The organism is Sporosarcina sp. GTC18466 (assembly GCF_055389225.1).
Genome location: NZ_AP044037.1, coordinates 2607808 through 2633066 on the forward strand (window position 1 = coordinate 2607808; position 25259 = coordinate 2633066).

29 protein-coding genes are annotated in these 25259 nt (G+C 51.8%); 18 read left to right on the forward strand and 11 right to left on the reverse strand.

Going from position 1 to position 25259, the window contains the following annotated elements:
- Positions 1–241 precede the first annotated feature (241 nt).
- Positions 242–1225, reverse strand: coding sequence for a hypothetical protein (locus tag ACZ5FK_RS12870; protein ID WP_464805286.1), 984 nt, complete (start codon positions 1223–1225; stop codon positions 242–244).
- A 136-nt stretch (positions 1226–1361) separates the two neighbouring features.
- On the opposite strand from ACZ5FK_RS12870, the gene msrA reads away from it, so the two are divergent.
- From msrA to ACZ5FK_RS12885, 3 genes are all read left to right on the forward strand, one after another.
- Positions 1362–2081: a peptide-methionine (S)-S-oxide reductase MsrA gene (gene msrA, locus ACZ5FK_RS12875; RefSeq protein ID WP_464805287.1), complete on the forward strand. Its 720-nt coding sequence runs from the start codon at positions 1362–1364 to the stop codon at positions 2079–2081.
- A 298-nt stretch (positions 2082–2379) separates the two neighbouring features.
- On the forward strand, positions 2380–2862 hold the full coding sequence (locus tag ACZ5FK_RS12880; RefSeq protein WP_464805288.1) for a nucleoside deaminase: 483 nt from the start codon (positions 2380–2382) through the stop codon (positions 2860–2862).
- 166 nt (positions 2863–3028) lie between these two features.
- The gene (locus ACZ5FK_RS12885; RefSeq protein WP_464805289.1) at positions 3029–3406 is read left to right on the forward strand and encodes an SET domain-containing protein; all 378 of its coding nucleotides are present in this window, start codon (positions 3029–3031) and stop codon (positions 3404–3406) included.
- Between the two features lie 112 nt (positions 3407–3518).
- On the opposite strand, the gene ACZ5FK_RS12890 is transcribed toward ACZ5FK_RS12885, so the two are convergent.
- The 3 genes from ACZ5FK_RS12890 to ACZ5FK_RS12900 form a co-directional block, all read right to left on the reverse strand.
- A complete protein-coding gene (locus ACZ5FK_RS12890; RefSeq protein WP_464805290.1) occupies positions 3519–3830 on the reverse strand; it encodes a hypothetical protein in 312 nt (103 codons plus the stop codon).
- A gap of 115 nt (positions 3831–3945) precedes the next feature.
- The gene (gene csaA / locus ACZ5FK_RS12895) at positions 3946–4275 is read right to left on the reverse strand and encodes a chaperone CsaA (RefSeq protein ID WP_464805291.1); all 330 of its coding nucleotides are present in this window, start codon (positions 4273–4275) and stop codon (positions 3946–3948) included.
- A gap of 98 nt (positions 4276–4373) precedes the next feature.
- A complete protein-coding gene (locus tag ACZ5FK_RS12900) occupies positions 4374–4904 on the reverse strand; it encodes a DUF1275 family protein (RefSeq protein WP_464805292.1) in 531 nt (176 codons plus the stop codon).
- Between the two features lie 230 nt (positions 4905–5134).
- Here ACZ5FK_RS12900 and ACZ5FK_RS12905 point away from each other — a divergent pair, with 230 nt between their 5' ends.
- On the forward strand, positions 5135–5605 hold the full coding sequence (locus ACZ5FK_RS12905) for a DUF3221 domain-containing protein (RefSeq protein WP_464805293.1): 471 nt from the start codon (positions 5135–5137) through the stop codon (positions 5603–5605).
- A gap of 19 nt (positions 5606–5624) precedes the next feature.
- Entirely contained in the window at positions 5625–5948 is a 324-nt protein-coding gene (locus ACZ5FK_RS12910) for a hypothetical protein (RefSeq protein ID WP_464805294.1), read from the forward strand.
- A gap of 69 nt (positions 5949–6017) precedes the next feature.
- On the opposite strand, the gene ACZ5FK_RS12915 is transcribed toward ACZ5FK_RS12910, so the two are convergent.
- Both ACZ5FK_RS12915 and ACZ5FK_RS12920 read right to left on the reverse strand, forming a co-directional pair.
- Complete coding sequence (locus ACZ5FK_RS12915; protein WP_464805295.1) at positions 6018–7373, reverse strand: DUF4179 domain-containing protein; 1356 nt, start codon at positions 7371–7373, stop codon at positions 6018–6020.
- Positions 7366–7893, reverse strand: a complete 528-nt coding sequence (locus ACZ5FK_RS12920) for a sigma-70 family RNA polymerase sigma factor (protein WP_464805296.1) — start codon at positions 7891–7893, stop codon at positions 7366–7368. Before ACZ5FK_RS12920 ends, ACZ5FK_RS12915 begins: the two co-directional genes overlap by 8 nt.
- Positions 7894–8047: 154 nt before the next feature.
- Here ACZ5FK_RS12920 and ACZ5FK_RS12925 point away from each other — a divergent pair, with 154 nt between their 5' ends.
- The 3 genes from ACZ5FK_RS12925 to ACZ5FK_RS12935 all read left to right on the forward strand — a co-directional run bounded on the left by ACZ5FK_RS12925 (position 8048) and on the right by ACZ5FK_RS12935 (position 10440).
- Complete coding sequence (locus ACZ5FK_RS12925) at positions 8048–8566, forward strand: sigma-70 family RNA polymerase sigma factor (protein WP_464805297.1); 519 nt, start codon at positions 8048–8050, stop codon at positions 8564–8566.
- Entirely contained in the window at positions 8559–9872 is a 1314-nt protein-coding gene (locus ACZ5FK_RS12930) for a DUF4179 domain-containing protein (protein ID WP_464805298.1), read from the forward strand. Before ACZ5FK_RS12925 ends, ACZ5FK_RS12930 begins: the two co-directional genes overlap by 8 nt.
- A gap of 196 nt (positions 9873–10068) precedes the next feature.
- On the forward strand, positions 10069–10440 hold the full coding sequence (locus ACZ5FK_RS12935) for a hypothetical protein (RefSeq protein ID WP_464805299.1): 372 nt from the start codon (positions 10069–10071) through the stop codon (positions 10438–10440).
- A 45-nt stretch (positions 10441–10485) separates the two neighbouring features.
- On the opposite strand, the gene ACZ5FK_RS12940 is transcribed toward ACZ5FK_RS12935, so the two are convergent.
- Both ACZ5FK_RS12940 and ACZ5FK_RS12945 read right to left on the reverse strand, forming a co-directional pair.
- Positions 10486–12117 (reverse strand): sensor histidine kinase, encoded by a 1632-nt coding sequence (locus ACZ5FK_RS12940; protein ID WP_464805300.1) that lies wholly within the window; start codon positions 12115–12117, stop codon positions 10486–10488.
- Positions 12118–12154: 37 nt separating this feature from the next.
- Complete coding sequence (locus ACZ5FK_RS12945; protein ID WP_464805301.1) at positions 12155–12847, reverse strand: response regulator transcription factor; 693 nt, start codon at positions 12845–12847, stop codon at positions 12155–12157.
- Positions 12848–12975: 128 nt separating this feature from the next.
- On the opposite strand from ACZ5FK_RS12945, the gene ACZ5FK_RS12950 reads away from it, so the two are divergent.
- From ACZ5FK_RS12950 to ACZ5FK_RS12965, 4 genes are all read left to right on the forward strand, one after another.
- Positions 12976–14178 carry a DUF418 domain-containing protein gene (locus ACZ5FK_RS12950; RefSeq protein ID WP_464805302.1) on the forward strand — a complete coding sequence of 401 codons (1203 nt, stop codon included), beginning with the start codon at positions 12976–12978 and terminating at the stop codon, positions 14176–14178.
- Entirely contained in the window at positions 14165–14371 is a 207-nt protein-coding gene (locus tag ACZ5FK_RS12955; RefSeq protein ID WP_464805303.1) for a hypothetical protein, read from the forward strand. Before ACZ5FK_RS12950 ends, ACZ5FK_RS12955 begins: the two co-directional genes overlap by 14 nt.
- Before the next feature lie 92 nt (positions 14372–14463).
- Positions 14464–14964 (forward strand): PH domain-containing protein, encoded by a 501-nt coding sequence (locus tag ACZ5FK_RS12960; protein ID WP_464805304.1) that lies wholly within the window; start codon positions 14464–14466, stop codon positions 14962–14964.
- On the forward strand, positions 14961–16436 hold the full coding sequence (locus ACZ5FK_RS12965) for a PH domain-containing protein (RefSeq protein WP_464805305.1): 1476 nt from the start codon (positions 14961–14963) through the stop codon (positions 16434–16436). Before ACZ5FK_RS12960 ends, ACZ5FK_RS12965 begins: the two co-directional genes overlap by 4 nt.
- A 264-nt stretch (positions 16437–16700) precedes the next feature.
- Here the strand turns inward: ACZ5FK_RS12965 and ACZ5FK_RS12970 are convergent, their stop codons facing one another.
- Positions 16701–17252, reverse strand: a complete 552-nt coding sequence (locus tag ACZ5FK_RS12970) for a hypothetical protein (protein ID WP_464805306.1) — start codon at positions 17250–17252, stop codon at positions 16701–16703.
- Between the two features lie 112 nt (positions 17253–17364).
- Here ACZ5FK_RS12970 and ACZ5FK_RS12975 point away from each other — a divergent pair, with 112 nt between their 5' ends.
- The 4 genes from ACZ5FK_RS12975 to ACZ5FK_RS12990 all read left to right on the forward strand — a co-directional run bounded on the left by ACZ5FK_RS12975 (position 17365) and on the right by ACZ5FK_RS12990 (position 21066).
- Complete coding sequence (locus tag ACZ5FK_RS12975; protein WP_464807436.1) at positions 17365–17952, forward strand: TetR/AcrR family transcriptional regulator; 588 nt, start codon at positions 17365–17367, stop codon at positions 17950–17952.
- A gap of 315 nt (positions 17953–18267) precedes the next feature.
- Positions 18268–19227 (forward strand): tRNA dihydrouridine synthase, encoded by a 960-nt coding sequence (locus tag ACZ5FK_RS12980; protein WP_464807437.1) that lies wholly within the window; start codon positions 18268–18270, stop codon positions 19225–19227.
- A 275-nt stretch (positions 19228–19502) separates the two neighbouring features.
- Positions 19503–20003: a sigma-70 family RNA polymerase sigma factor gene (locus tag ACZ5FK_RS12985; RefSeq protein ID WP_464807438.1), complete on the forward strand. Its 501-nt coding sequence runs from the start codon at positions 19503–19505 to the stop codon at positions 20001–20003.
- A complete protein-coding gene (locus tag ACZ5FK_RS12990) occupies positions 19996–21066 on the forward strand; it encodes a S26 family signal peptidase (protein WP_464805307.1) in 1071 nt (356 codons plus the stop codon). Before ACZ5FK_RS12985 ends, ACZ5FK_RS12990 begins: the two co-directional genes overlap by 8 nt.
- 150 nt (positions 21067–21216) lie before the next feature.
- Here the strand turns inward: ACZ5FK_RS12990 and ACZ5FK_RS12995 are convergent, their stop codons facing one another.
- A complete protein-coding gene (locus ACZ5FK_RS12995; RefSeq protein WP_464805308.1) occupies positions 21217–21579 on the reverse strand; it encodes a DUF488 domain-containing protein in 363 nt (120 codons plus the stop codon).
- 318 nt (positions 21580–21897) lie between these two features.
- Between ACZ5FK_RS12995 and rlmD the strand changes: the two genes are divergently transcribed.
- The gene (gene rlmD, locus ACZ5FK_RS13000; protein ID WP_464805309.1) at positions 21898–23292 is read left to right on the forward strand and encodes a 23S rRNA (uracil(1939)-C(5))-methyltransferase RlmD; all 1395 of its coding nucleotides are present in this window, start codon (positions 21898–21900) and stop codon (positions 23290–23292) included.
- 296 nt (positions 23293–23588) lie between these two features.
- Positions 23589–24548, forward strand: a complete 960-nt coding sequence (locus ACZ5FK_RS13005) for an Rpn family recombination-promoting nuclease/putative transposase (RefSeq protein WP_464805310.1) — start codon at positions 23589–23591, stop codon at positions 24546–24548.
- Positions 24549–24599: 51 nt separating this feature from the next.
- Here the strand turns inward: ACZ5FK_RS13005 and ACZ5FK_RS13010 are convergent, their stop codons facing one another.
- Complete coding sequence (locus tag ACZ5FK_RS13010; RefSeq protein WP_464805311.1) at positions 24600–25193, reverse strand: TetR/AcrR family transcriptional regulator; 594 nt, start codon at positions 25191–25193, stop codon at positions 24600–24602.
- Positions 25194–25259: the final 66 nt, after the last annotated feature.

Here is a 25259-nt window from a genome sequence, read left to right on the forward strand (position 1 = left end):
TGTTCTTGTTCGTATGGAGTATCTTCTATTCCTTGATCCGCATCAGCCGCAGGCCGCAAAGAAGGTGCTGCCGACGATTTCCGTTGGACGAGATAAATGAAAGGAAACAGTCCATAGACAATCATCATGACGATATTTTTGACCTTCTCCTGTTTGACGTCCGTGTCGCTGTGGAATTCGCCGGCCTTCAAGATACCCGGAACCCGGCATTCTCCGGTGAGCATACTCCACTTCGGATACGTCACTTCTTATACGTTTCCTTGGGTTTTCGCCATTTCCCTTTCAGCCGGCTGTCATAGAACGCCCAGCAGACAAAGACGCTGACGGCGAGGATGGAGCTGTAGAGCAACATTTGCCACGTGATCGCCAGCTGGAAGAGGTCCCAAATGGATGTGCCCGGCACGAAGATATCGTAGGGATTCGACTTGTCGTAGGCGATCTGCAGTCTGTCGCCGATCCCGTATTGTGCGTATGTATGGCGCGTGACGTCCTTGATCGCCTGGATCAAATTCCCGTCTTCATCCACAAAAGCGAGTGAAAATTGGTAGGAGGAATCTTCATATCGGCGAAAGGAAAAATGGGAAGTCCCCTCCATGATCAGCGCCTCGGTCTTTGTTTTGCCGAACGGCACCAGTTTCCGGACAAGGTTCATCAGAAAACGGCCGGCCGCCAGCAGGAAGATGAGAACCACGGAGGCGGCGATCCGCCAGCCGGAATTTTCCTGCTCGCGCCTCGATTTCTCTTTCCGTTTGCTTTTCCTCCGTTTCTCTTTCCGCTTTTTTGCAGCCGGCTGTTTCCCCCAATTGGAAGCGGCGAGAATCGTGAAGACGGTTGCGATGAGACAGCAGAACGCAATAAATCCCAAAGCGAGAATGCCCACAAGGTAGAAAAAGCTGTCTATGACGATATCATGGACCGTCGAAAAAGTCGATGGCCCTGTCATATAGCCATCGATGGTATCGCCCCGCTCCACTTGCTGCATCTGTTTTTTCGAAATCCGGTTGGCCTCACTTTGCAGATTGCCGCTCGGAAGTCTCACGCGTACATAGTAGGCAGGAGGAGTAAATAGCCCTTTTTCTCCGATCTTTTCACTGACGGTCACAGTCTGTGGCTTTGCTGACCGCAAATCATATTCTTCGAGATAGGACGAGACTAGCGCCCATGTGAACAGGCTGAACAGCAGCGTGACAGCTGCCATGCCCAGTATTTCTTTGATGCGTTCCATTGCCTTCACTCCTCGTTGATTTCATCTTAGCGGAAGGTCGGCTGGAAGGACAGGGGTTCCGTGAAAAGGTGACTGTTCTACTATTTGTAGATTGATAATGGGGTATACAATAGGAAAAAGACGGGAGGTGGGCTGGATGCATCAGCAAGTGAAATGGCTTGCAGGGGTCCTGGTGTTCTTCTGTTTGCTCGCAGGCTGCCAGGCGAAAGAGAAGCCGGAACAAGCCGCTGCGGTTCCGGAAGAAGGAAGTTATGTGCTGAGCGAAGAAGCAGGCAATATCAACCGCCACCTGGATTATACAGATCGCGAGCTCAAGAAGATTTATATGGCAGGCGGCTGTTTCTGGGGTGTCGAAGCGTTTCTGGACCGGGTGTACGGCGTCGCGGGAACGGTGTCCGGCTATGCGAACGGAACAGGGGAAGATCCGAGCTATGAAGAAGTGATCGAAGGGGACCGGAATTTCGTGGAGGCTGTCGAAGTCACCTATGATCCGGAGCGCGTGTCGCTGGAAGAGCTGATCGGCAATATGTTCACCGTTATTGATCCGACATCCAAGAACAAGCAGGGCAACGACATCGGCGTGCAGTACCGTACAGGCATTTATTACACGGAAGAAAGTGACGCAGCCATCGTTGCAAAGGCGGTTGAAAAAGAGCAGCAGAAATACAAGAAGGCGATTGTGACGGAAACGGAGCCGCTGCAGAATTTCTACCGCGCGGAGGAGTACCATCAGGATTATCTCGAGAAGAACCCGAACGGCTACTGCCACATCAACCTGCACGCGCTGGATGATATGCCGGTCAAGCCGATTCCGGAAGACGAGGAGATCGTGAAGGGGCTGAGCCGGGGAGCGTGACGGGTTAGTAAGCAATACAGCCTGTTAGTGCGCAATACTCATCCTGAAGTGAGCAATCAAGGGCCCGAAGTAAGCAATCTGCGCTGGAAGTAAGCAGCCATGATGCGCAAGTAAGCAATGAACGCCATAAAGGTAGCAATACAAATGTAAAAGGTACGGAGGAGAAGGGCATGGAGGGCATTCTACATGTTAGACAAAGCTGAAGGTGAATGGGTTACATTCGATTCAACCTAAATAGATTACACGATTGCATATCTGCTTTACAGTAGGGGTAGGAACAAGTGAGGAGGGATTACGTATGATCAATGAAACCGATTTAAAACACTTGAAGCGCTGCGTGGAGCTGGCGAAAGAGGCGGTCCATAATGGAGACGAGCCGTTCGGTTCCGTTCTCGTGTCGGCGAACGGCGAGGTGCTGGCGGAGGACCGCAACCGGGTAGGCGGCGGGGACCCGACGCAGCATCCGGAGTTCGCGCTTGCTAGGTGGGCGGCGCAGAACATGACGCCGGAAGAGCGGAAGATCGCAACTGTCTACACATCCGGCGAGCATTGCCCGATGTGTTCCGCGGCGCATGGCCTCGCGGGTCTCGGGCGCATTGTGTATGCGAGCTCGTCCGAACAGCTCGCGCAATGGATGGAGGAACTCGGGGCGCCGCCGCTCGGCATACGCACGCTTCCTATCCAGGAAATCATCCCAGGGGCGGACGTGGCGGGCCCTGTTCCGGAGCTTGCCGAACAAGTGCGCGAGCTGCATGTACAATCGGTGGCGGGGAGCCAATAGATCATGGAATTTGAAAAGGCGGCACCACCTACTTTCCGGGTTGGTGCCGCTTGCGGTTCCTGATGAACTGGATGTAAAGAAAATAGATAGTTGTATAAAAGGACTTGGGAAACCGATTAATGATATAGTTAGAACGTATATTGTACAAGTGAGCAGGTGAATGAACATGATAGAAGTAAAAACATCTTCGCTGAGTGACGGCGAATTCAACCGAGGCATCTTCGCAACATGCGACATCAAGAAGGGGACGCTGCTCCACGAAGCGCCCGTCATCGCGTATCCGAACGAGCAGCACGAACATATCGAAAAGACGCTGCTGGCTGACTACGCGTTCGAATATGGCATTAATCACACCGCCATCCTCCTTGGCTATGGCATGCTGTTCAACCATTCCTACACGCCGAACGCGACGTATGAGATCAGTTTTGACAAGCATACCTTCGACTTTTTCGCCTACACGGACATCAAAGCCGGCGAGGAGATTTTGATCAACTACAACGGCGATGAGGAAGACCAGGAATTGCTGTGGTTCGATAAAGAATAAGTGCTGAAAAACGCATGAAATAGCCAGGCAGTCGCCAATGACTGCCTGGCTTGTTTTATTAAAGGCGCCGTGTAAACATCTCGCTAAAAAGATTACTTGAGCCGGCACTCTTTCAGCTTCTCCCGATCGTCAATCCCTTAGCAAATACATAACCCGACAATCCATATGAAGCACAGATCTCATAGCTTTTATACCCATGGCTGTTCAGATAATTTTCCAGTTCACTGATATTGTCATGCCGAATCGGCCATGAATAAGTTGAATGGATTCCGAAGGCTTGTCTGTTCTGGCTGATCAAGGCCTTTGCTTCGACTTCTTCAATATCAAACAGAATACTGCCAGCCATGACATGATCGAATTCATGGGCAAGATACTCTTCGAAAGTCGCGGTCGCAGTTTCCTTCGCCGCCGTTTCAATGTCCATGGTCAAGATTCGGCTTGAAAAGTTGACGGAGTATCCGAGTATCACACCATCGTGAATGGCTATTTCTATTTCTATTCAGCCCCCTTCTATAAAGTCCACCGTATTGCCGGCTGCGTCATGCAACCGGCGTCCCGTCCGCAACCGGCTGGTCCGGCCGCAGCAGCACGACATCATCCGCGCCAGGAACACCGCCAATCACCAATACTTCGGACTTGAAGCCGGCGATGCGCCGAGGCGGGAAGTTGACGACAGCGACGACTTGATTGCCGATCAGCTGCTCTGGTTCGTATCTTTTGGTGATCTGGGCAGAGGACTTTTTGATCCCCAGTTCGCCGAAATCAATCTCCAATTTGATGGCCGGTTTTCGCGCTTCGGGGAAAGGCTCCGCCTGCACGACGGTGCCAATCCGTATATCCAATTCCAAGAAATCCTCTATTGTCGGCATGTCTGATACCTCTTTCATTAAAATAAAATTCTAAACCTTTCCATTTCATTATAAACGTTCGGCCGTCATTCAACAAATGTCCATTACTTCCCGCTCCTTCACAAATCCTTCCGGTACATCCCCGCAATCGGCAGGGTGACAAGCAGGAAGGCGATCCACAAAACGGCGGCCGGCCGCCATTCGATGAGCGCCGCGCTAGCACAGACGCCGAGGATGAAGGTCGACAGGACGACGGCAAGCTGCATCAGTTTCGAGCGGGCATCCACGTCCTTCCGGTGGATCGTCCTGTAGATGAAATGGACGACCATCCGTGCATTGCCGGTCATGATGCCGATATTGACCGGCCGGGACGATAATCTCCGAAAAGCGGTCAAGGTGAAGCCGGCGACGATGCCAAGGAACAGGACGGTGACTGTCACGGGCAGTTGTGATTGCAGGGAGGCGAGGGCAAGGAGGATAGCCGACTGGATATACAGGAAGACCCGGTAGCGTCTCACGCCGGTCCGTTTGAGATGGGCGAGCAGGGATTCTCCCGCAAATGCGCCAGCCACAAAGCCGGCGAATGACAGGATGTTCGTCGCCCCTGCCAGATTCTCCTTTGTGACGAGCTTGATGCCGTACGAGACCATATTGCCTGTCTGCGCACTAACGAGAGTTCAAGGAAAGCATAGGCGTCCAGATAGCCCATAAGGAAGGCTGCCCCGATATTGAGCAGACTCCTGATTTGCTGATCAACCCTATTTTGATTGTCCAAATAATCCTCCTTTCTAGTAGAGGAATACCACTCTTCTTATACCCTGCTCGACCAGTTGAAACGTTTCTCTGCGGAAACCGTCTGATTTCATAAAGGGGGGACAGCATGAAACGATTATTGGTTCTCCTGGGCGTGCTCGGGATACTCGCCGGATGCGCCGGGAAAGCGGTCATCCAGCCGGAACCGCCTATAACGGACAAGCCGGTTCAAGAGGGTGCCTTCATCATGGCTGTAAAAGAAGGCTACATTTTCGTCTCAGGCGGGGGGGAAGGGGCGATCAACCTGACGTTTCCGGAAGCGGATCAGCTGTCAGCGGGCCAGCGCGTAAAAGTGGAGACGAAGGGGCCGATCTTTGAAACTTCTCCGGCGAGCGGGACAGCGAAACAGGTGGAGATCCTGCCCGATTATAAACCGGACGGCGCGACGCTCACTGAATCAGAGGCGGTCAGAAAAGTGATCGAGCAGGAAACATTGGCCTATTTCAATTTCAATATCATTAAAGACGTCCACTATGATGAGGGAAAGTGGATTTTCGAGATCAGTGACGGCAACACGGTGGAAGTGGAAGACCGGTAACCGAAAGGAATGTGTGGGATTGAAAAAAGGGATAGCGGCTGCTTTCTATTATGCGGTGGCGACAGCCTCTACGTATGTCGTTCAATGGGTGTTGCTATTGTTTGTTTCAGGCATGCGTTTCACAGCTTCGGATCATCCGCCAGGTGATATCGAAATGGGTTCGAAAATCGTGTATAGTATCGGAGTGCCTCTATTGCATGGCGCTGTATTGATTGTTAGTTTTCTCTTGTATTCCTCGATCCTTACGTCTTTTGGCATCAAGCTGAGAAAAGTGCTTCCTATCCTGTTCAACGTCCCCTTGACACTTTACCTTACATGGCGGGTCAGCCAAATCGCATTTTGATGAATGAACATTATGAGAAAACCGCATCCCGATCGGCCGTGGCCAATCCTGGATGCGGTTTTTTCACTTCTAGTGAATCGGTATAACTACTTCGCTGCCTTGCAGCACCTTCAATTCATTCATCATAAACGTCACCAGCGTCAATGGGCCGTCCGCCGCCTGGAATTCTTGCTCATAGACATGCGGTCGGATCCGCTCCGGATAGCCTTTTGCCTGAGCGGTAAGGTTGTTGCCGTCCGCGTCTTCCAGCCAGAGGGTGTTGTATTGGAAATGGCCGTCGAACGGAAAGTCACTCGCGGATTCAAATGTCAGCACCATCTTGTCGTCTTCGTGTCGCAGGGACTTGACGATGATGGACCCCATCGTTCCTTGGTCGATTACGAGCGGCAGCCGGTCCGCCTCAAGGGGAGTCCGCACTTGCTCGGGTGCGCCTGTATCCACAGGCACTAGGAACGGACTGACCGTCAATTCCTTGATGTCTTCCGCAACCGGCTCATACCGGTATTCCATTTCCATGCTATAGGGACCGTCGCCTGATCTGATGTCACCTGTGCCGAATGCGTCAAGCAGCGTAAGTGCATGGCCTTGATCATCTAGCAGATTAAACTGCAGCAATTGTCCATCGACCATTTGCAATGTGTTCAATTCCGGTGACTCGATGGTCAGCGACAGTTTCGTGCCTGCTGCGCCGATCTTCACGTCATTCACGGTGATCACCTGGTCTTTATACACTACGGTTTCACCTGAAGCAAACGTCTTTACCTCTTCCTTTGCCATTTCGACAGGGATGGTGAACTCCCAAGACCCGGATGTGTCCACGATTTCCTTGATTCCCATTTTCAGTTCGAACGAATCGGGCAATTCACCGATTGACGAGATATTGACGACGCCCGCGTATGTGTGATCAGACAGCTGTCGAACGGATCTGCTGTCGCTGAAATTGATTTCCTTGCCGTCTGCGAACAATTGCAGCTCGCCCAAATGGTCCATATGTTTTCCCTCAGCGATGAATCCAGGATTTCCGTGCATCTCTTCCAGATAGCTGATGGACAGCCGCGTTCCGTCATAATAGACATCCTCGATGGTCAAGCTGATTCCCTGATCCGTGGACGTATGACCGACACCTTGCTGCAGTCCGCGCTTGCTCGCGATGACGAGTCCCATATCGCCTGTGAATTCAAAAACCGAATCGAGCACCGGCACAGTCGACAATACCCGCGCCATGGCCGGTGAGACGAATGCCGAGCCTACCATCAGAAATAGGGCGGCGCTTGCTGCAGCCACATATGGATATAAGCGCTTGCGCAGCTGTTTCCTGCCCGCTTTCGCCTGTTTGATGCCTGCCAAGATGGCCTGATCCAGCTGCTTTGCGGGCACATCAATCGTCTCCATGGCCTGCTTGATATCTTCGTTATTTTTACTCATTGCTGCAAACCCCCTTATAGGAATTTCTCAATTGGTTGATTGCCCGGTGCAAGTGCGTCTTCACGGTCCCTTCCGGACAATCGAGCACTTCCGCAATTTGCGGGACGGTGAGATCCTGGTAGAAACGCAATAGGATGACGGTCTTGTAGCGATTCTCGAGCCGCCCGATTGCCTCCTGCAGATCGAGCGCGTCTTCCTGTGATGCGGACACCGACGCTTCGATCCGTTCCATTGCTTCCGTCTCAAACGGTACGATATTGCTGCTTTTTTTAATGAAATCCAGAGCACTGTTAATCAAAATCCTCATCAGCCACGTGGAGAAAAAGGCGGCTTCCTTCACACTTTCGATGGATGCAAACGCTTTACACACCGTTTCTTGCACAATATCGAGTGCATCGGCTTGATTTTTTACATAGGTGAAAGCCATTCTGTATAATTTATCTTTTTCTTGATCTAGTAATCGCAGGAAAGCCTCTTCGTTTCCTGCTTGGGCTTTCTTCAACAATTTCGCATGCTTCATAGGACAACTCCTTTCGTCCGGACATTTGTTAGACTGATAGCAGGTTGATATCGTTTCAAAGACTTTTTCAATGAAAAGTAATCATACAACAGGAAAACTTTTTCGGCCGCTGCGGGTCTAATGAATAAGCAAGCGGAATGGGAGATGTGGATGAATGGAAAAGGAACTGGCGGAGCGCGCCGTCCGAGGGGATGAGGAAGCATTTCTCGCACTGATGCATCTCAACCAGGAGGCGCTATACCGTACGGCGCTTGCCTATTTGAAGAACGAGGACCTGGCTGTCGAGGCGATGCAGGAAGTGACCGTGCGGGCGTATGAGAAGATCCGGACACTCCGCATGCCGGAATACGCGAAGACGTGGCTCATCCGGATCATGATGAATTACTGCCGGGATGTGCTGAAAAACCGCAAACGGTATACGGAGGATGAAGCGATGCTGGAGGCGCAAGGAATCAGTGACGATTTTACGTATCTTGAAGTGGAGGAGGCGCTTAGCAGGCTTTCTGAAAGTGACCGGGAGCTGATCCATATGAAGTATTTGCATGACTTGAAGATCAAGGACATCGCGGATATGACGTCTACACCGGAAGGGACCGTGAAGACCAGGCTGTACAAAGCGGTGAAACGGCTGCGTGCCTATTTTGACGGAAAAGGGGTGGAAGGCCGTGCATGATGAGGAGCTGCAAGCTTGGAAAAAGGAAATTGAAAAGCAGGACATTCCAGCTGAACGGATTGAGGGGGCGATTGCTGCCGGCCTGAAGCAGGCGAGACAGCGACGGCAGCGGAATAAACAAAAATTCCAGAAGCGTATCATGTGGACCGTGATGGCTGCGGCTGTCCTGATGTTGGCATTTGTGACATCGATCCGCGTCTCGCCTGCTTTTGCAAGCGCCATTGCGTCCATTCCCGGCATGGCAGGCATTGTTGAAAGGATCCAGGACAACAAAGGGCTTCAATTGGCGATCGAAAATGATCACTACCAGGCAGTCGGCGCGTCGGAGGAAGCGGACGGGGTGTCGGTGACGCTTGAAGGGTTAATTACAGACGAAGCGGGCATGGTGGTGTTTTCGAAAGTCAAGACCGGCCGGAACTCCAGGGAACTCAGCATGCCTAGCATCCAAGTGGTGGACGAGAACGGTATTCCGCTATCACGCCATAGTTCATCCCAAACAAGCTGGTCAGACGGTGGCGACTACATCCTCACGAATGTGGCGGAATTTGAGTTTGAAGACGGTCTGCCGCAAGAGGCATTTATCGAATACGAAGTCACTGATTGGAAAGGCGAAGAAGAGGTCACGACCGTCCGTATCCCATTCAAGCTGGATTTACAGCCGATCAAGAAAGAACAATACATCTTGAATGAAACGGCGATTGTCGAGGGGCAGAAAATCCGTATCCGGTCGGTTACGGTCGGTACCTTGAAAACGGCGGTGGAAGTGGAAGTGGATCCGCACAACACGATGGAAATCTTCGGCTTTGAAGACCTGCGTCTTATGGATGAGAACGGGGATGTCTGGAGCTCCATCAAAGACGGCGTATCCGGGAGAGGGACGGATGACCCAAATGTGGCCATCTATTACTTGCAGAGCAATTACTTCAAGAAAAGCGATCATCTGACGCTCGCATTCGACAAGCTGATGGCGCTTGAGAAAGAGCAAGCATCCGTCGTGATCGATATGGAGAAAGGGAAGATCCTCAAGCAGCCAAGCGATGCGCGGTTCAACCTGTTGCTTGCGGAGGAACGCCGATTGAAAGTTCATTTCAGAGCGGAAGAGGGCTATTACCGTGATCCGTTTTCCGTAGCGTTCGATGCGGATGGAAAAGAGCTGCATATGAACAGCGGAACCTACTCCGGCAATGAAAATGACCGTCAGATAGAATTGGAACTGCAGGATGGCGGCTATAAGAATCCGATTACGCTGCCGCTATACGGCTATCCGTCGTATATTGAGGGACATGTGGAGATGAAGGTTAAATAGAAAGAAAACCTAAAAAGGTGGATACTGTGCAACTGACAGTGTCCACCTTTTTTCGGTTTTTCCCATGACTTCGAGACATGGTCTTATTCATTGCTGAAGATCATTCAAATATCCTTATATACAATACATTCAGACGGATGTTTGAATGAAAGGGTGTTTGTGATGGCGCAACGATTGTACGATGCTCATCGGCCGCATGATAAGGCGGAAAGGAGATCCTGTTTTCGGTTATGAATTGAAGGACGCCGTGAAGAAGGCAAGTGTGAACGTCAGGCCGCGAGCCTTACATGCCGAAGGGCGGTATCTCTACTTTTCGGATCAGTCCTCTATTAAAGTGGACAATATCGTCTGGGCTACCGGCTTTACGCCCGATTATGAATGGATCGATATCGAGAGAGTTCTGACCCATCAATGTGAACTTATACATACCCGAGGAGTAAGCCCCATTACCGGATTATACTTTCTTGGACTGCCATGGCAGACACATAGAGGCTCTTCCCTGCTTGCGGGTGTTGGGAAGGATGCTCGTGAATTAGTTGGAAAGATGTTCGATGAATTGCAGCCGTAGAAAAAAACTGCCCAGCTGATCTATCAGCACACGGGTAGTTGTTTTTTAGTATACGCGCGGCAACGTAATGCGGATTGTCGTGCCTTCCGCCGTAGAGCTGACGTCCACGCGCCCTGCATGCGCTTCGATCAATTGCTTGGCAATCGTCAAGCCGAGCCCCGTACCGGAATCTTCTGTTGTCGTGTTCGTGCCGCGATAGTAGCGATTGAACAGGTGGTCGAGCTGTTCGGGCGGGATGCCGCGGCCCTCGTCCCGGATGACTAGCGTCACCGTATCCTCGCCGCCATCCACTTCCAGATGGATGAGCGTCCCAGGCGGATTGTGCTTACTGGCGTTTCCGATCATATTGTCGAGGACACGTTCAAAACGGGCCGGGTCTATGGAAACAACTACATCCGCGCCGGCATGAAGTGTCAATGGATTCGGCCAGTCGCGCCGTTTCAGGTACTCCTTCAGATACAAATAAAAACCTGTTCTCTCTTTCTGCAAGTGGACGCCATCGTTTTTGAGCTGGTACGTGTACGTCAAATCGTTGATAAGGGCGTCCATATAGCTAGCTTTTTCCACCATGGTCGAGGCAAATCCCCGTATTTCATCGGCGGACCACTCATGCCCGGACTCCAGCATGGCGGCATAGCCGTAGATCGTGCTGAGCGGTGTTTTCAGGTCATGGGACAAGCCGGTGATCCAGTCTTCGCGCAATTGTTCGGTTTGGCTGATCGTCCGCTCATTCTCTTGCAGTTTCTCGGTGAGTCGTAAGAGGGAGGCATCCACATCTTCGTATACTCTGTAATTCCCCTTGAGACGCCCGTCTTTGCGGCGCCGGATGTTCCGGTCATCGGGTCTGTCGTATACCTTCCGCGACAAATGCTCAAGCCAGCGCAGGAAGTAAAAGACGGGTTTTCCGAATTGGCGTCCGATCCATAGGGAAAACAGCAACGTCACGAGCAATAGCGCGAGATGGTAGATGCCGAGCCACTTCACTAATGAAAGCATCAGTTGCGTATCGAGCGGTTCGAATGCGTGATAGTGGGAATTCGGCATCCGGACGACTGCCAGTTCCCCGTCTGATAAAGGAGTGGCCGCGAGCAACTCCTGCCGTTCATTCACAGAGGCACTGGCTTTAAGGGCATCCTCAATCTGAAGAGATGCGCTAGGGGAGTCGCCAGTCGATGCCAGCAGCTGTCCGTCCGCTGCGTACAGCTCCAACACAGCCGCCTCTGCATCGATGTCCGTTTGTGACAGGCTAGGGAACCCCGGCCTCTGCTCTAGGGAATAAAGCAGCCGATCCGCCTCCGTATATTCCTGGAACAGGAGGGAATAGTCCTCTGAAAGCGACCAGGTATGCATCTTTTTCGATCGGGCCATCCGGATCAACTCACCTGGTGTATACGAATGCGGCAGAATCCCAGGCTCGGAATCCGCCACGACATTTCCAGAATGGTCCACCACTTGGACAATCCCGCCGCTTCGTTCCGCGATATTCAGCAAAGCGTCCGAGAAACGGACCACCCCTTCGCCGATATCGACCGCGCTTTCCACTTCACTCTGCTCCAGCACCCGTATGTCGTGGTAATAAAATCCTGACAGAACGCGGAAGGCGAGCACGAGGAAGATGACGGCTGTGCCGATGAATAATACACCATAAAAGGCGAGGAAGTACCCGATAAATCTCAAAGTAATCCGCCTCGGCAGTTTCATTGACGGTTTTCGCTTACCCATTTAGCTTGTACCCGATTCCCCGCACCGTCACCAGATGCTCGGGCCGGCTCGGGTCCTTCTCGATCTTCTCCCGCAGCTTGCGGATATGTACCATAATCGAGTTGCCGTCGACGACCTTCTCGTATCCCCAGACCTGCTCATACAGCTGCTCCTTCGACAGCACTTGATTCGGATGGCTGCAGAACAGCTCCAGCAGCTGGAATTGCTTCTGGGTGAGCGGGACGGATTCCCCAGCGACCGTCAGTGCCGCCCCGTCCGCATCGAGCTGGAAGTCACCGAAATCATAGATATGCTGTTTCGCATGCCCTTTTGCCGCCAAATAGCGGGCGACCTGGACTTTCACGCGCGCCGCCAGTTCCAGCGGGTTGAACGGCTTGGTGATGTAATCGTCCGCGCCGTGCATGAAACCGCGCAGTATATCGGCTTCGGATGCTTTCGCCGTCAAAAAGAAGATCGGCGCATCGGTCCGTTTCCGGATATTTTCGGCAAGTGCCAGTCCCGTGCCGTCCGGCAGCATGATGTCGAGTATGTAAAGATCATACGAATTAGTTGAAATAAACTGCTCCGCTTCCTTGAACGTGGCACAGCCATCGATTGTGCGGAACCCTTCTTTGCGCAGTATGATGTCTACCATATCACCGATTGCCTGTTCATCGTCCACCACGAGAATTCTTGCATCCTCCACATCGATCCCTCCAAAAATTAAGCTTCCGATAAGGTTTCATCGTCTTGCAGGTAAGATTCCACCTGCATACTAACGGTACAGTCACTATGATTCTATCACAAGGATGAAAGTCGGGAGGAGACAAGATAATGAATCAGAAGCGGGTTCAATTAGTGGACGGGTTGCGGGGATGGAGCTTATTCGGCATCCTTCTCGCCAACCTGCTCATTTTCCAATATGGGATGTTCGGCAAGGATGAAACGGTATTTACCGGTCTGGATAAAGGATTTTATGATGTTACCAAAATAGCCATCGAAGGCAGCTTCATGCCGATTTTCACGTTTTTATTCGGCTACTCGATGATCAAAATGGCGGACAGCCTACGTGCGAAAGGAAAGCCGGTCAAGCGATTTTTCGTCAGGCGGTCCATCCTGCTCGGGGCGGTCGGCCTTGCGCACAGCATTTATTTATGGGAAGGGGACATTTTATTTTTCTATGGGTTGATGGGCTTCTTCCTATTGCTCTTTGTGAATCGGAAAACGAAGACTATTCTCGTCTGGGGGATTTTGTTGTATGTACTGACGGTTGCGATATCGTTGCTCGGTGTCGGAGTCGCAGATCCTGGTTCGGACGATTTCAACGTGCCGGCAGACTATGTACAGCAAACGAATCATGTGTATGCAAACGGCACGTATTGGGAAATTAAAGAGCATCGCAATCATGCTGATCCGTTCAGCGACATGCCAGAGCTCTTCATGTTTGTTCTCGTTCTGCTGTCGCCACTGGTCACCGCCCCGTTATTCTTATTCGGCATGTATGCAGCACGTATCAGTATGTTTAAAGACCCTGGCCGGGAACTTCCGGCCTACCGGTTGTGGGCGCTACTGCTGCCGCTTGGATGCCTGATGAAAGCGGCTGGCCATTATAAATGGTTTGGAGCATGGACGGACTTTTTTGCCGGGACGGGGGCATCGTTGCTTGCCGTCGGGTATATGAGCGCATTCGCATGGGTTTATGCGGCATGGGGCAATACCCTGGTCGTCCGTGCTTTTGAAAGCGTAGGGAAGCTATCCTTGACGAACTATTTGCTGCAGACGGTCGTGTGCACAACGGTGTTCTATGGCTACGGGCTCGGCTGGTTCGGCAAGATGGGCATCGGTCCCGCCATGGCGTTCGGCCTTATCCTGTTCGCGATGCAGTGCCTGTTAAGCAGCCTGTATTTGAAGAAATTTCGGCGCGGACCCGTGGAAGTGCTGCTCCGGATGGGAACGAACTTTTCATGGAACGGGAACGTGCGGACCGGGAAACGGAAAGAAGTGTTGAAAGGGGAAGAGTCTTATGGAAAACAGTGAGAAAAGAAATCATAAAGTCGAGGAAGCGATTGCCGGGGCAGGCGGTTTTCTCTATGCCGGGTATTCCATCGTGACTGGCGGCGGATTGCCGAGCGGATTCGCGGGATGGATGACCTTCATCGGTGCATTCCTGCTGATCATGCTTGCCATGTATGGCGCGGTGTATATGTTCAGATTGATCGGCCGGAGGTGAAGCGAAAGAGGATGGGAGCCCCTTTCGCTTCCTATGAAACTTTTAATGGCCTGCATCGTAAAGAACAGACAGACACGGGAAGGAGGAATTTCATGTATACGGATATTCAAGCGCCATCCAGCCGTTTGGCGAAAGAGATCCTCAGTGTACTGCGTCTCAGGTCCGTCATCAGCCACTCGATTGAAATGGTTCTGCTAGCTGCGTTCTATTTCATCAGCCGGCATTTTTCATGGGGGAGCTGGTCTGACTATGTTGTCTGGATCGGTGCAGTTCTCCTGATCGCGTCGGCCATCTGGGGCATCGGATTGCGGCCGGTATTCATCTATAAACATACACGTTACGGAATCAGTGAAGATTTTCTGCAATTGAAGAGCGGTGCTTTTCATGAGCGGCACGAATTGGTGCCGATGACGAAGATACAGGCCGTCTCCACGAACCAGGGGCCGATCCTGCGAAAGTTCAATTTGTATTCAATCGCAATCGAGACGATGGGATCCAGTCATGGCATTGTCGGATTGCCGAAGCAGGTTGCAGTCGACTTGCGGAACGACATCGCCCATTTTGCCAAAATCCGTGAGGTGGATGAGGGATGAATATGAAGCGTTATCATCCGTTGACACTCGTTTTTGATCTATTTGAATTTGGAAAGAGCATGGCCATTTTTGCTTTCATGCTTTTTGTGATCAATTACCAATCGCAGTCATTCATCGTCATCTGGGGAAGGAGATTGTTTTGGACAATCGTCATCCTGACGCTTGTCAGCCTGCTGTTCAAGTGGCTGACGAGCCGCTATGCAGTGGACGGCAAGGCGTTTCATCTGAGATCAGGCTGGTTCGATAAAACGGAGCGTACGGTTTATTTCGATAAAGTGCAAAATGTGCAGCGGCGCACAACGTTTCTGCATAAGTTCTTCCGGATGACGTCGGTTACTTTTGAAACCGGTGCAGGCCTCTTGAATTCAAATGTGGAATTCAAGGCGGTGACGAAGCAGGAGGCAGAGCGCTTGGAGGCTCTTGTGAAGAAGGGGGCCGGTACGCAAGGAAATGCGGTGGAAGAAGAGGAGCGGAATGCCGCGGGTGAGAGCCGGCGCGTCATCCACTTTACGCCGACACGAAAGGACATCATCAAAGCCTCCTTGACATCCTTCAGCTTCTTAGTGCTCATTGCGGTGGGGGCTTCCCTGTTCGCCAAGCTGGACCAGCTGTTCGATCTGGAAGAGGCGGTGGAAGGATGGCTGTTTTCCTTGCTGACATCTGGCTGGCTGATCGCGGGACTGGCCGCTGTACTGATGGCGATATCGATTATTGCCGGTTTCGTGTGGACGTATTTCAAGTATAGCAAGTATGAGATCGCATCAGATGACGAACGGATCACCATCCGCAAGGGCGTGGTCGATGAGACGGCATTCTCTATCCGGAAAACACGTGTACAGGCAATCGAAATCACCCAGTCATTCATGAAACGCTTGCTGGGTCTGGCGGAAGTCAAGCTGATCAGTGCGGGAAGTTTAGGAGAGGATGACAAAGAGATCAGCACATTATATCCCTTCCTGCCCATCTCGCGTGCCTATTCGATCATTGAAGAGATGCTTCCAGGTTATGCAGTGCAGCATCAGACAAGGCGCCTTCCGCGGAAGGCACTTGCCATCCGATTATTGAAGCCGTATTGGTTCTGGCTGATCGTAACGGCTCTGGCCGTGTACTTCCGTCCCGAGCCGTTCGGCTGGCAGTTCGTATGGTGGGCAGCACCGCTCGTGTTATTGATTGCCATCATATGCAGTCGCATATTGGGCTTCCTGAACACGACGTATTCGATTACGGCAGGTTTTATCCAAGTAAGTGAAGGGGCGCTTGGAAAAACGACGTTCCTGACGCGCCGGGATAAAATAATTGAAATATACGTGGAGAGGTCTAAACTTCAGCAATGGTCAGGCTTGGCAACAATCGGTGTCGTCAACCGGGCGAAACCGGTTCGGCATGAAACACTCCGCGACGTTCCGCTGCCTGAAGCGGTCAGGTTCCATTCCTGGTATGCAGGCCGTACCGAAGAGATAACGACGAAGTAAGGAGAAGGGTCCACGGCTTTTTGCGAAGGCCAGCCTTGGCCCGCTGCCTCGTCAGAAGAACCGCCAGGCTGTAAGGTTTTCTGTAGTCTGGTGTTTTTTCGTAGTTCAAGCACTTGCGGTCATGCTGCTGAGTACACTTGCACTGTTTGCTGGCCTGCTTATACTGTTTCTCCAGTTTGTTGCGTCCACGTGCTTTCTTGCGCTGCGCAGGCCTGCCTGAAAGAAAAACAAAAACGCCTGTGCTGATTCGCGCAGGCGTCTTGTTCACATAGACCTGGTGGCTTTCTCAGGCCGCGGCCAGATGAAGTACGAAAGGGAGATGACAAAGTCGATTCCTACTATGAGCATCCACAGTTTTAACATCTGGCTGAGCGCTTCAGTTTTGGAAGCGTCGTTTATGAAATACACCATGGCTGCTAGGAAGGCGCCGCCGATGAGGAAGGCGAGGACGTGCTGCAAAGTGCCTTTCATGGAATGGCGCGCATGGGCATAGCCCGTTTTCTTCTGTGGTTTCGGCCCTTGTTTTTTGACGTAATACAGAAAACGTTCATCGGCCCAGCGGATCATGCTTTTTCCGAACGCAATAGATACGCCAAGGTAGATGGCGGCAATGGCATGCGCTTGCGTGGCGACGGCTCCGCGAAGCAGATCGGATGCAGTGACGATCAGCAATGCTGCGTCAATGACGGGCGTCAGGGCGAGGAAGAAAAAGCCGAGCCGTTTTCGATTGAAGACATACCGCGTGATCAGGCCGGCAAGAATGGCGACCCAAAAGCCGATTTCACATGCGACGATCATCCATGCTACGAAGTTCATGAAATCTCTCCTTAATTTAATACAGTTGTATTGGTTGTTTGCATCGTATCATACCGACCTTAAACAATACAAGTGTATTGTGAAAAAGATGGATATATTCTACAATGATCATATGCCAAAACAAGTACATCATGAAGAGCGCAAGCAATTGATCGCGGAGGCGATGTGGCGGGTCATCCTGGATAAAGGGATGGAAGGGGCGACAGTTCGGAATATCGCGGAAGAGGCAGGGCTCTCGCTCGGAGCGCTCCGCCATTATTTCAAGACCCAGGATGACCTGCTTGTCTATGCGATGACGCTTGTGCAGAATAGGGCGACTGCCCGGATAGAAAACGTGGCGCGCCAGGAATTGCCGCCGAAAGAAATGGTGCTCTCGGTGCTGCAAGAGATCGTGCCGCTGACTGAGGAGACGCGGGCGGAAATGGAAGTATGGTTCGCGTTCATCGCGCACGTGAAGCATCGGAAAGATGAGCTCCCGGTCCCGGAAGACGGCGTGCGGGATGGCGTGATGAAAGTGGTCGGGTATTTGCAGATGAGCGGTTTGCTGAAAGACGGGCTCGATCTGGAGCTGGAGGTCGAGCGGTTATATGCGCTGATCGACGGGATCGCCATCCATGCGTTGCTTGCACCTGAACAGCTGCCGGGTGATCGAGTGAAAAAGACGATCCGCTATCACGTCGACTCAATTTGCAAGGGATGAATCTGATTTTCTGGCACGCCTGTCAACGGGACTGCTTACTTTAGGCCATGTGTTGCGTATGTTATGCTCATTGTTGCTTACTATTGGGACGCTATTGCGAGCATCCCGCTGTTCATTGCTACCTATCAGGCTTTCGTTGCTCGCTAAACGCCTGTTATTGCTTAGTTCACCGGAAAGCTTCTCACAGGCCTCCAAAAAATCCCGCCTGCAATGTTCAAAGATAGTGGAACATGCAGGCGGGATTTTTGTATAATGGAGGGACGGGCATTTGGGCTTGCCTGAATGCCAGGCTGGAAGAGAGGAATGGAACGAAACATGAAAGAGAATTTTTGGCTTGATTTACCGAAGCCGTTTTTCATATTGGCACCGATGGAAGATGTCACGGATGTCGTGTTCCGCCACGTCGTGAGTGCAGCGGCGCGGCCGGATGTGTTTTTTACGGAGTTTACAAATACGGAAAGTTTCTGTCACCCGGAAGGTATCTTCAGTGTGCGCGGACGCCTGACGTTCACGGAGGATGAACAGCCGATGGTCGCGCATATTTGGGGGGACAAGCCGGAGCATTTCCGGGATATGAGCATCGGCATGGCGGAGATGGGATTCAAAGGCGTGGACATCAATATGGGCTGCCCTGTCCCGAATGTGGCGTCGAAAGGCCGCGGCAGCGGTTTGATCAACCACCCGGAGACGGCGGCTGCGATCATTCAGGCAGCGAAAGCGGGAGGCCTTCCGGTCAGCGTCAAAACGCGGCTCGGCTATACGGAAGTGGACGAGTGGCGCGGCTGGCTGGCGCATGTCCTGCAGCAGGATATCGCCAATTTGTCGATCCATCTTCGGACGCGCAAAGAGATGAGCAACGTCGATGCGCACTGGGAATTGATTCCGGAGATCAAGAAACTTCGGGACGAGATTGCACCGCAGACGATGCTGACGATCAACGGGGATATCCCGGATCGTGCTAAGGGGATGGAGCTCGCTGAGAAGTACGGCATCGACGGCGTCATGATCGGCCGGGGCATCTTCAAGAATCCTTTCGCATTTGAAAAGGAAGCGAAAGAGCACACGCCGGAGGAGCTGATCGATCTGTTGCACTTGCACCTCGATCTGTTCGATAAATATTCGAGTGAGCTCGAGCCGCGGCCGTTCAAGCCGCTGCGCCGCTTCTTCAAGATTTACATCAAAGGGTTCCGCGGGGCAAGCGAGCTCCGCCATCAGATGATGGATACGGAATCGACGGATGAAGTGCGTGCGATGCTTGACGCATTTGAGTACTAGGGTTTTCAGCCACCAGATGATGGAAGGTTCACAGCTGGTGCTGATCTGCCACTAGGAATGATGGGAGAATCAAGGCATTCTGCCGCTTGTCAGTGAGCGGCAGAATGTCCTTTTTGCATGAAAAACAGGCCAGACACGTTTCCGGCATAACCGCCGGAAAAGTTTTTGCGCCAACATGAAACTTTTCCGGGAAACCGGCGTCTGTACGGTGCTATACCACCCGGAACAGATAGCCGGAAACGCGGCAAGGCCAGAGAAGAGAGTGAGTATTGTATATGCGAGACATGGAGGAAATCATGGCGGAGCATACGCGCTATTTAGTGCGGATCGCTTATCTATATGTGAAGAACTGGTCGAGCGCCGAGGATATTGTGCAGGAAGTGTTCGTCACTTTCTTCCAAAAAAGCGGGCAGTTCCGGGGGGAAGCGTCCATGAAGACATATTTGACGAAAATGACCGCCAACCGGGCAAAGGACTATTTGCGTTCATGGAAACGGAAGAAGGACGTGCTGTTTGGAGCCGTGTTCACGGCAGAAAGGGATGCGGAAGAAGTCTTGCTGGAGCAGGAGCAGCTGGCATCTCTCCAGAAGAATCTGTTTCAACTGCCGCTGAAGTACCGGGAACCGCTGATTTTATACTACTACGATGAACAGTCGATCGCGGAGATCGCAAGTTTCCTTGAATTGAATGAAAACACGGTGAAGACCCGGCTGCGGCGGGCAAAACAGCAGCTCAAAGAGTTTTTTGACGAAGAGGAGGTGGCAGGCCATGAATGATTTTAAACGAAAGCTGGATCAGATGATGGGCGATACATCCGCCCAGGAACAAAGGATCCGGCAGCGTGTGTACGAAACTAACCGGCCGCCAGCCAGAAGACCATCTTGGAAAGTGGCCATCATCTCAGCCGCACTTCCTGCCCTCGCCGTCCTTTTGTTCTTTTCTTTTGATCCGTTCAACCAGTTATCCGCGGATCAAGGGCCGGGCACGCCGTATGATCCGCTGGATGACCTGGCGCAGATTTCGGCATTGCAAAAGAAGAAGCAGCTGTCGGATATCAAATACGACGAGCTGGCGGACTTGCCGTATTTCGATCAAGTGGACGGCCTGTATTATGTCGACAGGGAAGCCTTTACTGCAAAAAAGAGCACGGGATCCCTCCTTCATACCGTCATCGAACGGAAAGCGAATGTCTATGACGGAGTCGTCTATCAGGCGGGCGATGTCGTGCGGACAATGACCGACACGACGAGCCATCTGCCGACGTATGACGATGTGTATTACGAAGTGATCGCTGTGCCGGGAGACCGGGTGATCCTGGAAGACGGGAACCTGAAGATCAATGGGAGGCCGCTTCGGTCTGATCTGATGGAGTCCTATAAGAAGCAGGGTGTCACGATTGCTGGCGGGTACGACCAGGTGCTGAATGCGCGGGAATATCTATTGCTCAACCATTTCCCCGCTAATGGGACAGTACAGGGGGCGACCATCACGCCAGTCCATAAGATACTCGGCCAAGTGGCAGGCGTTGCGGCGGAAGGAAGCACAGATTCCATCTATCTGGATTATCTGGCGGGAGACCTTGCAGGGGAGTATCCGCCGGAGCAGACTTTCGATCTCTGTCTGTATGATGCACTATTCGGCGGAAAGCGCCTGCCGCAGACAGCCGCATTCGCAAACGTCAGCCGGGTCGGCGAATTGTTTGTCGAAGCCTCGTACCGGAAAGCGGTCCCGTCTTCGGACGATCAGGTCGAAGTCCGGTATCAGTACGGACATGAAGGAGTGGCAGACCGTGTGTTCAGCATGACGCGCGGTGAGCAAGGATGGATGATCGAGGAATGAAGGATTTGGCCAGTCTTAGTAAGCTGTCAACCAACCGCTCAAAAGACGGACTGGCCGCGGAGATTCAATCCGCCAATCAACTAGCGTGGCTCCATCATAAGCTGAACACGAAAAGCCGTTTCCCGGAACTTGCCGGGAAATGGCTTTTTGTCATAGATCATCCAGTATCTCTTTCAGCACAACCGCCTGATTATGCGTTTCATCTTTCGCTGCATAGACGAGAGTAATATCCTTGTGGGGCTCCTTTGCCCATTCCTTCAATTGCTCTAGCGCCGCTTTTTTCCTCTGGTTGCATGCAAGTTCTTCTTTGTACTGCTTTTTGAACTCGCCGAATTTGTCCGGGTCATGATCGAACCACTGACGCAGCTCTGTACTTGGGCTGATCTCTTTCAGCCATTCATCTAGTGCAGCGTCCTCCTTGCTGACGCCCCGCGGCCAGATCCGGTCCACGAGGATGCGCATTCCATCCGATGCCTCGTTCTTGTCGTATGCACGTTTGATATGTACGGGCATGGAAACAGCTCCTTTCATTTATTATCTAGACGCGCGTCTTTCGTTTTAAACATAACTTTTGCAGTAAATATCTGGAGTGGCTTCAAGTTTCGAAACTTCTACTCTATTCACAGGAACGGAGCAGCACTGGATAGTAGGGGAAGGAAGTTTAGCAGTGTGCAATTGACCAACTGTTTAAACGAGGAGGATATCAACTCGCTGCATTCCAAGTCTGGTGAACGGGCCCAAACTCCGCTATAATAGGTCAGTACGTCCTTATGAAGATACAGGCAGAAGCCGTTTGATAGAAGTTAGTGAAAGTAGAAGGAGGCACTATCGATGACCGTTACAACAGGAGAGACATTGGTCGCGAACGTCCATGGATTGGACAATAAAGGAAACGGGCAGGCCGTCAAGTGGATGGAGAGTGACAGGGGCAGCAATCCCCGGAAGCTGAAATTGACGATTCCGCAGACGCTGCCGGGAGAGACGGTACAGGTCGTTGTGGATCAGCCCGACAAACGACATAGGAAAGTACTGCCGGAAGTGATCCTTGAAGCAAGCCCCGAGCGAGTGGAAGCGCCGTGCCCGCATTTCGAGCTTTGCGGGGGATGCACTTTGCAGCATTGGTCGTATGAAGGCCAGCTGAAGCATAAGACGGATCACGTACGGGAAGCGCTTGAGAGTGTCGGCATGGATCCCGCGCTTGTCCGGGATACGATCGGCATGGACGAACCGTGGGAGTACCGCAATAAGATGGAGTTCACCTTCTCCGCGGAAGGGGAACTAGGCCTGCATGAGCAGGGGAACTTCCGGAAGATCATTCCTCTTGAGACATGCCTGATCGCGGGGAAAAACATGGTCAGCGCTGCGATGGAAGTGAGCAAGTGGGCGAAAGAGCATCAGCTGTCCGGTTACAATAAAGACACGCACCAAGGATTGCTCCGCCATTTGATGGTCCGGGAGTCGTTCGAGACAGGTGAAATGATGCTTGCACTATTCGCGACAGAAGCGCCGTCAGGTGAACTTGCGGCGGCTGCGGAAGATTTGATTGCCAGAATCACTTCGAACTATCCGAATGTCAAAAGCCTTCTTTGGCTCGTGAACACGGATCTCGCAGACCGTACGCAGTCTGAGGAAACGTTTGTACTTGCCGGCCGTGACTTCATCTATGATGAGCTCGGCGGCTACAGATACCGGCTCTGGTTCGACACTTTCTTCCAGACGAACCCTGTCCAAGCGCAGAAACTTGTAGACCTTGCGCTTGAAATGGGCAAGCCGCGCGAAGACGAGAAGATGATCGATATGTTCTGCGGCGTCGGCACCTTCTCCTTGCCGTTTGCGGCTCGCGTGAAGGAACTCGCAGGCGTTGAGATCGTGGAGACATCGATCGAATCGGCGAAACGGAATGCCGTAGATAATGACTTGCATAACACGACATTCCTTGCCCGTGATGCACGGAAAGGGATTGACGAAATCCATGAAAGCTGGGGCTTTGCGGATCTGCTGCTCATCGATCCGCCTCGCTGCGGAGCGGGCGGCAAAGTGATGCGGCGCATCGGCCGGGCACAGCCGAAACGGATCGTCTACGTATCTTGCAAACCCGACACGTTTGCGACAGACATCGCAGAACTGATGCCGTTCGGCTATACACTCGAAACTGTACAGCCCGTCGACCTGTTCCCGCATACGGTGCATGTGGAATGTGTTGCACTTTTGACGTTAAGCGAATAAAAGATAAGGTAATGGCTCATCACGCCGGGAGATTTCCTGGTGCGGCGGGCTATTTTTTCATGGAGTCCAAAATAGCGATTTGCCCCTGTTTCGCCGTAAGGAATATCGATTTGGTTGTGAAAAGGGTTTTTCTGTCCCGTTATCGGATTGTATATGTATTTACAACAATTTACATCTTCCTGTTTTTATCGTATGGTGATGAAAAGGCTGGGGGTGGCTGGATGTATGTCAGTGAGGCGAATAGGCCGGCAGACAGTATCATATATGAAAAGGAAAGACCTCTCCGGAGGATTCCGTTGGAGAAATTTGTAGATCTGAAAGTGGATTATGCATTCAAGCAGTTATTCGGGAATGAGAAGAACAAGGACATTACGGTCGTGTTCTTAAATGCTCTATTACAGCGCTCCGGCAGGCAGGCGATCAGGGAAGTTGAGTTCCTTCCGCAGGAAATTGGCGGAGGGTATGCGGGTGACAAGCAATCCAGGCTTGACATACTAGTAAAGACGCAAGACGATGAATTTATCAATATAGAGATCCAGCTGGCCAATCAATACGATATGATGAAACGGACATTGTACTATTGGTCACGCATTTTTTCAGAAAGACTGCTTGAGGGAGAAGGGTACCATCAGTTGCCGCGGACCATCACAATCAACATCTGCAACTTCACTCTTTTTCCGCAAACCGCCTCATTTCATCCAATATTCCAGCTCCTTGAAAAGGATGAGAAATTCCTGATGGATGATACGATGGAAATTCATTTCATTGAAATGCCGAAATTCATACGGCAATGGCATGCGGAGAAGCTGGATCCATGGAATGACGTAATGGCACGCTGGCTGTTGTTGCTTGGGATGGTGGACGGCAAGAAAGAAAAAGTCTATGCCGAAATCTATAACGAACTGGAGGCGATTGCGATGAACGATAAAGAACTGCAGATTGCATTCGATGTGTGGCAGGAATTGAGCAGGTCCGAAGAAGACCGGTACGCTTATGAGTCGCGGCTGAAATATATTCTCGATGAGCAGAACAGGCTGGCGGATTCCAAATATCTTGCGCGGAAAGAGGGGCTTGCAGAAGGCAGGCAGGAAGGAATGGAGCTTGGAAGAGAAGAAGGCAGAGAAAAAGGCAGAGAAGAAGGCCTGAAGATGGTAGCTTTGAATTTGATCCGTAAAGGACTGGGCGATGAAGAAGTCAGTGAACTCACCAACTTGCCGGTGGATGAAGTGGAGAAATTACGGAAAGACAATCAATAAATCATCGGAAAGCCGGCCGCGCTTGAAGTGCGTACCGGCTTTTTAACTGCTTTACAAATAAGGATTCACCGCATACGGGCCGACTGTCGACATCCTCGTCAGCTGTTTCGCCATGTAGGAAGGCGTGTGCGGCATATCATGCTTCAGCCACCAGATGAGGACACCGAGATAGGCGGATGACGTATAAGCGACGGACATGTCGACCGGGACAGCATATTCGGTCCCGTCCTCGATCATATACTTCGAGCCTCGGTTGACGAGCGATTCGATGATCTGGCGGACCGCTTCCGTGAAGTCCGGCACTTTCTCCTGGACGAGGACCACTTTGTAGAATCGCGGCTGTTCCATGATCTTGCTGAATAAACGCACGAAAATCGGATGGGGATTCTCGCTGTCATATTTGAACTCGATCTCCTTGACCTGCGCGCTGGCCCGCAAACTGTCGAGCGCCTCATCCAGCATCTGCTCCAGAAGCTCGTCCTTATCATAATAATGAAGATAGAACGTCGCCCGGTTTAATGTAGACCGTTCGGAAATCTCCATCACGGTGATCTTCTTGTAATCCTTCTCTTCCATCAAATCTACCAGCGCCTCTTGAAACATCCTTCTCGTCCGCATTATTCGCGGATCCACTTTAGTAGACAATTCACTGCCCCCCTGTCGATTTGAAAGCTGTAAGTAGACATTCAGAATGAAAGTGACGAGAATCCG

Coding starts and splice junctions, on each gene's coding strand:
- ACZ5FK_RS12870 (WP_464805286.1), bottom strand. CDS start 1,225: ATGGAACGCATCAAAGAAATACTGGGCATGGCAGCTGTCACGCTGCTG.
- msrA (WP_464805287.1), top strand. CDS start 1,362: ATGCATCAGCAAGTGAAATGGCTTGCAGGGGTCCTGGTGTTCTTCTGT.
- ACZ5FK_RS12880 (WP_464805288.1), top strand. CDS start 2,380: ATGATCAATGAAACCGATTTAAAACACTTGAAGCGCTGCGTGGAGCTG.
- ACZ5FK_RS12885 (WP_464805289.1), top strand. CDS start 3,029: ATGATAGAAGTAAAAACATCTTCGCTGAGTGACGGCGAATTCAACCGA.
- ACZ5FK_RS12890 (WP_464805290.1), bottom strand. CDS start 3,830: ATGGACATTGAAACGGCGGCGAAGGAAACTGCGACCGCGACTTTCGAA.
- csaA (WP_464805291.1), bottom strand. CDS start 4,275: ATGCCGACAATAGAGGATTTCTTGGAATTGGATATACGGATTGGCACC.
- ACZ5FK_RS12900 (WP_464805292.1), bottom strand. CDS start 4,904: ATGGTCTCGTACGGCATCAAGCTCGTCACAAAGGAGAATCTGGCAGGG.
- ACZ5FK_RS12905 (WP_464805293.1), top strand. CDS start 5,135: ATGAAACGATTATTGGTTCTCCTGGGCGTGCTCGGGATACTCGCCGGA.
- ACZ5FK_RS12915 (WP_464805295.1), bottom strand. CDS start 7,373: ATGAGTAAAAATAACGAAGATATCAAGCAGGCCATGGAGACGATTGAT.
- ACZ5FK_RS12920 (WP_464805296.1), bottom strand. CDS start 7,893: ATGAAGCATGCGAAATTGTTGAAGAAAGCCCAAGCAGGAAACGAAGAG.
- ACZ5FK_RS12925 (WP_464805297.1), top strand. CDS start 8,048: ATGGAAAAGGAACTGGCGGAGCGCGCCGTCCGAGGGGATGAGGAAGCA.
- ACZ5FK_RS12935 (WP_464805299.1), top strand. CDS start 10,069: ATGATAAGGCGGAAAGGAGATCCTGTTTTCGGTTATGAATTGAAGGAC.
- ACZ5FK_RS12950 (WP_464805302.1), top strand. CDS start 12,976: ATGAATCAGAAGCGGGTTCAATTAGTGGACGGGTTGCGGGGATGGAGC.
- ACZ5FK_RS12955 (WP_464805303.1), top strand. CDS start 14,165: ATGGAAAACAGTGAGAAAAGAAATCATAAAGTCGAGGAAGCGATTGCC.
- ACZ5FK_RS12960 (WP_464805304.1), top strand. CDS start 14,464: ATGTATACGGATATTCAAGCGCCATCCAGCCGTTTGGCGAAAGAGATC.
- ACZ5FK_RS12965 (WP_464805305.1), top strand. CDS start 14,961: ATGAATATGAAGCGTTATCATCCGTTGACACTCGTTTTTGATCTATTT.
- ACZ5FK_RS12970 (WP_464805306.1), bottom strand. CDS start 17,252: ATGAACTTCGTAGCATGGATGATCGTCGCATGTGAAATCGGCTTTTGG.
- ACZ5FK_RS12975 (WP_464807436.1), top strand. CDS start 17,365: ATGCCAAAACAAGTACATCATGAAGAGCGCAAGCAATTGATCGCGGAG.
- ACZ5FK_RS12980 (WP_464807437.1), top strand. CDS start 18,268: ATGAAAGAGAATTTTTGGCTTGATTTACCGAAGCCGTTTTTCATATTG.
- ACZ5FK_RS12985 (WP_464807438.1), top strand. CDS start 19,503: ATGCGAGACATGGAGGAAATCATGGCGGAGCATACGCGCTATTTAGTG.
- ACZ5FK_RS12990 (WP_464805307.1), top strand. CDS start 19,996: ATGAATGATTTTAAACGAAAGCTGGATCAGATGATGGGCGATACATCC.
- ACZ5FK_RS12995 (WP_464805308.1), bottom strand. CDS start 21,579: ATGCCCGTACATATCAAACGTGCATACGACAAGAACGAGGCATCGGAT.
- rlmD (WP_464805309.1), top strand. CDS start 21,898: ATGACCGTTACAACAGGAGAGACATTGGTCGCGAACGTCCATGGATTG.